We start from the raw sequence: 5,447 nt of genomic DNA on the forward strand, positions 1-5,447 counted from the left end.
CTTCCAGCCAGCCGCGTTCGTCCGCCGTCAACTTCAGCACATATTTTCGGTTCATTGCGATCTCCTTCCCGACAACCTCCCGTTAGATCGCTTTAAAACCGAAAAATGTCCTGTGTCAGACTACTAGAGCGGTTTTTGCGTTGTTGATAATACCTGGCGCACTCCCGGGTAAATCGAAAAGCTGAGCAAAGATAACCCTAGGTAACTACCCCAAATACGGAGCCGATTCCGGATGTGACCGCCATGGCAAGCACTCCCCAGAAAACGATACGGATCGTGCTTCGTCCAATATGCGCTCCGCCAGCGAGGCCGGACAGTAATCCCAGCACTGCGAGAAAGACAATGGACGTCGAAGCCAACCAGAATGTCAGATTTTCTATAGGTCCAAACGCCGTAACTGCCAAGGGCAGGGCCGCACCGATGGCAAAACTGGCCGCGGAACTGAACGCTGCCTGGATTGGCCTGGCGCTGCCAGATGCATTCATTCCGAGCTCATCGCGTGCATGGCTGCCAAGCGCATCATGTTCCATCAACTGCTGCGCAACCTGATGCGCCAGATCCGGATCCAGCCCCCGCTCAATATAGATGCCGGCAAGCTCGCTGTGTTCGCCTGCCGCGTCGTCTCTCAACTCACGACGTTCGCGTTGCAGATCGGCGTGCTCGGCGTCCGCCTGCGAATGTACTGAAACATATTCGCCGGCTGCCATCGACATGGCGCCAGCGACGAGGCCGGCGAGACCGGCAATCAGCAGAGACTGATGGGAGCCATTCGCCGACGCGACTCCCAGCAACAGGCTGGCGGTGGAAACAATCCCATCGTTTGCGCCTAATACCGCGGCGCGTAACCAGCCGATACGGTGGCCACGATGAATTTCTGCGTGCCAAGTTCTCATAATTTGTTGTTATCAAACAGAGAAGGATGTTCCGACGACTCGCTGGAACTTGCTTCCCTGTAATCAGGCTTGCCGCAAGAAATCGGTTGCATGGAAACAGTCAGAAACGTTTGTCGCATTATTGTAATACGTCACTTTTAAAAGTTTCGATAAGCTGTTGACGCAATTGATATTTTCCTTGTAATGTCTTTAGGAAACGTTCTTTTTGGAAATAAAGGGAGTGGTCGGATGAATCAGCATACTGGCACGAAATTTCGCCTGCAAAAAAAATCGTTGGGAATGCATCTGAACAAGTTTCAGGCTGCGCTTTGTGTTGCCGTGTCCGCCGCGTTAAGTATTTGCTTGATCATCTGGGGCGTGGAAGCTTTCATTTAAGCCTGTCTACAGGCGTCGCGATGAGCCTGCGCTGCATTAAGTGCGTGCCCAAGGCTACACATTCTTGCGCGTTGTTCAGACTGCGCCAAGAAGGAACACCTTGGTCATTCGATTTGCCGTGCCTTGCAATTGCAGGGAAATCTCTAGGCCGGTATAGGCGGCGACGGTGGCGGCTGGCTGATTGGGAGTGGCCGGCACAGTCGCTGCAGGCAATGGTTCCATCTGAGGCGCATTGATATCGACAGCCCGCCAGTTATTTGCATTGTTGGCCCAAACACGCACTGCAATGGAGGTAACGCCGGCTTCCAGCGCCACTTCTTCCCGTGAAATATTCTGCGGATTTTCCAGCCAGGCGGCATCAAGTTCTGCCAGGTCTCTGGTCGGCCGGGATGCCCGCCTGTAAAGCACGCCGTCCCTGACACGATAGGATACAACCTGCAGGCGAACCGGCTGGTTTTCCGTTGCCACCCTGCGTATCAGGATCAGGCGCTGCTGCTCCGCAGCCAAAGGCGGATGGCCATACGAAGCATCCGCACTCACAATATTGGCGCAGTCGCGCTCCATCTGGGCGAATGCCAACTGGACTCCTCGCGTACGCTCCATTTCCGCAGTCAGCGCAATACGGCTGCGCACGATGCTGTCCAGCCCGCGCCATCCAAGCACAGCGACCACCGCCAGTACGGTAATGGCAATGAGCAGTTCAATCAGCGTCAGGCCGCGCTGGGATCGGACCATACGCCTGGAACGGTTCGGAGCCATGATAAGTGAAGGTGAAAAGCGGATAGGGAAGCCCAATGATCGGGAAGAAAGTGACCGATTATCTCAGGTAACGGGTTTTGATTCAGCGCTCCCGAAGCGGGAACCATGTTCCGGCGCCCGATACGCGATAGCGCTGCTTTTCGCTTTCAATCCTTGCCGGACGACGGCCACCCATGGCCGAATTGATTGCTATCAACCGCGATAGACGCAATAAGGTCGAGCCTGGCGATTTATGCCTATGCTCAGTCACCTTACCGCAACGCCGCACCCGGCAATTCCCTCAGGTGAAGAAATGACGCAACCCAGGTTGGGCCAGGCGCCCGAAAAAGTGGATCGGACCGAGTTTCATCTGCGCTTCATGCGTTCGTTCGCCGACCCCGCTTTCCAGCAGGCACAGGAAGCGCTTGCTCAGGTAGAGCAGATCGCCTGGGAAAACTACACGGCTTCCCACAAGGCGCCGTTCACCGAAAAGGCTGGCCCGGCGTATGCCGACCCGGACTACGACCTTTCCAGCGAATGGCGGGAAGCCAGCGAACGCCTGAAGAAGGCGGATGCATGGCAAAAGAATCCGCTCAGTCCGTCGCGGGTGCTGCTGATCTGCGGTGCGGCGCGCAATGACGGCAGTTGTCCGGGGGAAATATCCAAGACCTTCCGCATGATGCAGATGGCCCGCAGCGTTCTGGAAGAGGCCAGGATGGAAGTCGATATTCTCGACCTGAGCCTGCTCATTTCCGACTATGGACGGCAAATTCATCCGTGCAAGGGCTGCGCCTCTACCGCAATGCCGCTTTGCCACTGGCCCTGCAGCTGTTATCCCAACCATGGCCTGAATCAGGTCAATGACTGGATGGCGGAGATATATGAAAAATGGACCGCCGCCCATGCGGTCATTATCCTGACGCCTGTCTACTGGTACCAGACGCCCAGCGTGTTGAAGCTGATGATCGACCGCCTGGTTTGCGCCGACGGCGGCAATCCGGACCCGACAAGCACATCCGGCAAGAATGCAGAGAAGGCCAAGGCGCTGGAACTGGCCGACTGGCCCTATCCCAAGCATTTGGCCGGACGCGCATACGGGCTGGTGGTGCATGGCGATGTGGCCGGCATCGAGGGCGTACGGCGCTCATTGTCCGACTGGCTGGACTGGATGGGGTTGATTGCCGCCGGACAAAAGGCAAAGCTGGATCGGTTCATCGGCTATTACGAGTCCTATGCCGAAAGCCACGAGGTGCTCGACCGGGATGAGGCGATGCAGGAAGAAGTGCGCAATGTGGCGCGCGCTGTCGTGGAGTCGGTTGCGCAGCTGAGGCGCGGACAATTGTCACAGCCGGATGTGGCGCTGGCCTCGCCCCGGCCCAAATAGGGGCAAGCGGGCCTTGCGTCGAAACCGTTAGCGCAAATCCCGGCCAGCCCGTACCATGGCGCCTCGCGAACTTCGCAGCACATCAAGGCGCCATGCAATCTCCTCCATCCTCTATCAGCTGGACCGAAAACGGCAGCGAACATCATGCGCTGTGGCGCTCTGAAAGCGGCTTTCCGGCGCCGCAGCGTATCGTGGTCGCCGATGACCGGATGACAGCGGATGCGGCTTTCCGGCTTGCATCGGAAGGTACCGCCATGCTGTGGCGCGGTGATTATCACAATGCGCGTCAGCTGCTGCAGGCAATGGGACGACGCGCACTGAAGAAGCCGCGCAAGCCGGCGGCCACCCCGCGCGATGCATTCAACCAGCACAGACAGGCACAGTCGCAACGGGCACGCACGCTGGGCATGCTGCTGATCCAGGCCGACGCCGGCCATGTCATTGCATTGCGTCGCGCGCCCGATGTCCAGCTTGCCTGCGCACAGGCTTATGGTCCCGCCAGCGCGCCTTATGTGCTGTCACTGCGTGAATTGCTGGGCGTGATTGGCGCCTATGAGTGGCGGCGCAATGGCGTGCCGATTCCTGCGCTGGGCGGCGAGCGCATCCATCCGCACTACGGGGTGTTCTCTCCGGTCCGCGGCGAGTACCTTGACCTGGTTGCACAAGCGCCGCTGCCTGCTCCGCTGCCGGAACTGGCCTTTGACATCGGTACCGGCACCGGCGTGCTGGCGGCGATTTTGGCCAGGCGCGGCGTTGGGCATGTGGTGGCAACGGATATGGAAGCCAGGGCGCTGGCCTGTGCCCGCGATAATCTGGAACGGCTCGGCCTGACGCAACAGGTGGAACTGCTGCAGGCCGACCTGTTTCCGCCGGGCCGCGCTTCGCTGATCCTCTGCAATCCTCCCTGGCTGCCGGCGCGACCCAGTTCCGTGCTCGAGCATGCGGTCTACGATCCGGATAGCCGGATGCTGAAAGGATTTCTCGATGGCCTGGCCGCGCATCTGCTGCCGGGAGGCGAAGGATGGTTGATTCTTTCCGACTTTGCCGAGCACCTGGGCCTGCGTTCACGCGATGAACTGCTGGCCATGATTGCTGGCGCCGGCTTGCAGGTGGCCGGCCGGCACGACATCCGGCCGCGGCATCCGAAGGCCAGTGATCCTTCTGATCCGCTGGCTGGCGCGCGCGCCCGGGAAGTCACTTCGCTGTGGCGCCTGCGTCCCGCGTGAAGCGCGACGCCATTTGACGTATCATCCCGTCTTTCCGATTTCGCTCTCATTCGCCATGCCAGCCAAGCCAGCACGCACCCTGACCTTCAAATGCAGGAAGTGCGCGAAACCCGTCCAGGTATTCCTGCAGAAGGTGTCCGCCTGTTCCCACATCCAGCCTTACCAGGGCATCTGCAAATGCGGCGAAGTGCTGCGCCATGCCACGGGGCAAAAGGATGCGGTGGAGTCCTTCATCTCTTCCGGCGACAGCAGCTGGGTGCATCACCATCACTGAACCTGCCAAAGTGTAAGCAAGCGTAAGAAGCGGACACTTTCGCCCTGACCCCCTCTCTAATGGACATGAATAATTCCGTTGAAGGCGTGGCGAAACGCCTGCTTTTTTCGCTGGCGGTACTGGGCGCGCTGGGTGGATGCGCTGTCTACGATACCGGCTACAACTATCCCTATTATGGCGGCGCCTATTACACCGACCCGGTCTATCCGGCCGCGCCCGTGTATGGCTATGGGCCAGCGCCGCTCTATACGGCGCCACCGGTCTATGTGCCGTCCCCGGTATTCCGGTTTGACTATCGTTCCGGCGGCGGTCATCGCTGGCACGACGGTGGGCATAACTGGCGCAACGGTGGTGGTGCGCACCAGTGGCGTAACGGCGGACCCCGCCCGCAAGGGCACCCGGGCATGCGGGGCGGCGGCGGTCGCTGGGGTTCTGCTGGCACCTGGAGTGGGCGCCGCTAGAGCGAATTTGGCCAGACTAGCCTCATGCCGCAGGTTTAGGCGCGGCGCAACCTGCATCCTGCACATACCCCTGATGCTGTAGGGTGGAATACCCCG

At 59.4% G+C, this 5,447-nt stretch carries 6 protein-coding genes; 4 read left to right on the top strand and 2 right to left on the bottom strand.

Annotated elements, in window-relative coordinates; genetic code table 11:
- Positions 1-197: 197 nt before the first annotated feature.
- A complete protein-coding gene (locus IGW04_RS24345; RefSeq protein ID WP_194715693.1) occupies positions 198-893 on the bottom strand; it encodes a VIT1/CCC1 transporter family protein in 696 nt (231 codons plus the stop codon).
- Between the two features lie 450 nt (positions 894-1,343).
- Positions 1,344-2,027, bottom strand: a complete 684-nt coding sequence (locus IGW04_RS24350; protein WP_228527368.1) for a prepilin-type N-terminal cleavage/methylation domain-containing protein — start codon at positions 2,025-2,027, stop codon at positions 1,344-1,346.
- A 292-nt stretch (positions 2,028-2,319) separates the two neighbouring features.
- Here IGW04_RS24350 and IGW04_RS24355 point away from each other — a divergent pair, with 292 nt between their 5' ends.
- The 4 genes from IGW04_RS24355 to IGW04_RS24370 all read left to right on the top strand — a co-directional run bounded on the left by IGW04_RS24355 (position 2,320) and on the right by IGW04_RS24370 (position 5,351).
- A complete protein-coding gene (locus IGW04_RS24355) occupies positions 2,320-3,390 on the top strand; it encodes a flavodoxin family protein (protein ID WP_194715694.1) in 1,071 nt (356 codons plus the stop codon).
- A 92-nt stretch (positions 3,391-3,482) separates the two neighbouring features.
- Positions 3,483-4,616 carry a methyltransferase gene (locus IGW04_RS24360; RefSeq protein ID WP_194715695.1) on the top strand — a complete coding sequence of 378 codons (1,134 nt, stop codon included), beginning with the start codon at positions 3,483-3,485 and terminating at the stop codon, positions 4,614-4,616.
- A 55-nt stretch (positions 4,617-4,671) separates the two neighbouring features.
- The gene (locus IGW04_RS24365; protein ID WP_194715696.1) at positions 4,672-4,890 is read left to right on the top strand and encodes a hypothetical protein; all 219 of its coding nucleotides are present in this window, start codon (positions 4,672-4,674) and stop codon (positions 4,888-4,890) included.
- Positions 4,891-4,955: 65 nt separating this feature from the next.
- Positions 4,956-5,351, top strand: a complete 396-nt coding sequence (locus IGW04_RS24370; protein WP_194715697.1) for a hypothetical protein — start codon at positions 4,956-4,958, stop codon at positions 5,349-5,351.
- The last annotated feature ends 96 nt before the right edge of the window (positions 5,352-5,447 follow it).

The organism is Noviherbaspirillum soli (assembly GCF_015352955.1).
GTDB classification, from domain to species: domain Bacteria; phylum Pseudomonadota; class Gammaproteobacteria; order Burkholderiales; family Burkholderiaceae_D; genus Noviherbaspirillum_A; species Noviherbaspirillum_A soli.

What these genes read in the sequence shown, in the direction of transcription:
- IGW04_RS24355 (WP_194715694.1), top strand. Translation starts at nt 2,320, where the DNA reads ATGACGCAACCCAGGTTGGGCCAGGCGCCCGAAAAAGTGGATCGGACC.
- IGW04_RS24365 (WP_194715696.1), top strand. Translation starts at nt 4,672, where the DNA reads ATGCCAGCCAAGCCAGCACGCACCCTGACCTTCAAATGCAGGAAGTGC.
- IGW04_RS24345 (WP_194715693.1), bottom strand. Translation starts at nt 893, where the DNA reads ATGAGAACTTGGCACGCAGAAATTCATCGTGGCCACCGTATCGGCTGG.
- IGW04_RS24360 (WP_194715695.1), top strand. Translation starts at nt 3,483, where the DNA reads ATGCAATCTCCTCCATCCTCTATCAGCTGGACCGAAAACGGCAGCGAA.
- IGW04_RS24370 (WP_194715697.1), top strand. Translation starts at nt 4,956, where the DNA reads ATGAATAATTCCGTTGAAGGCGTGGCGAAACGCCTGCTTTTTTCGCTG.
- IGW04_RS24350 (WP_228527368.1), bottom strand. Translation starts at nt 2,027, where the DNA reads ATGGCTCCGAACCGTTCCAGGCGTATGGTCCGATCCCAGCGCGGCCTG.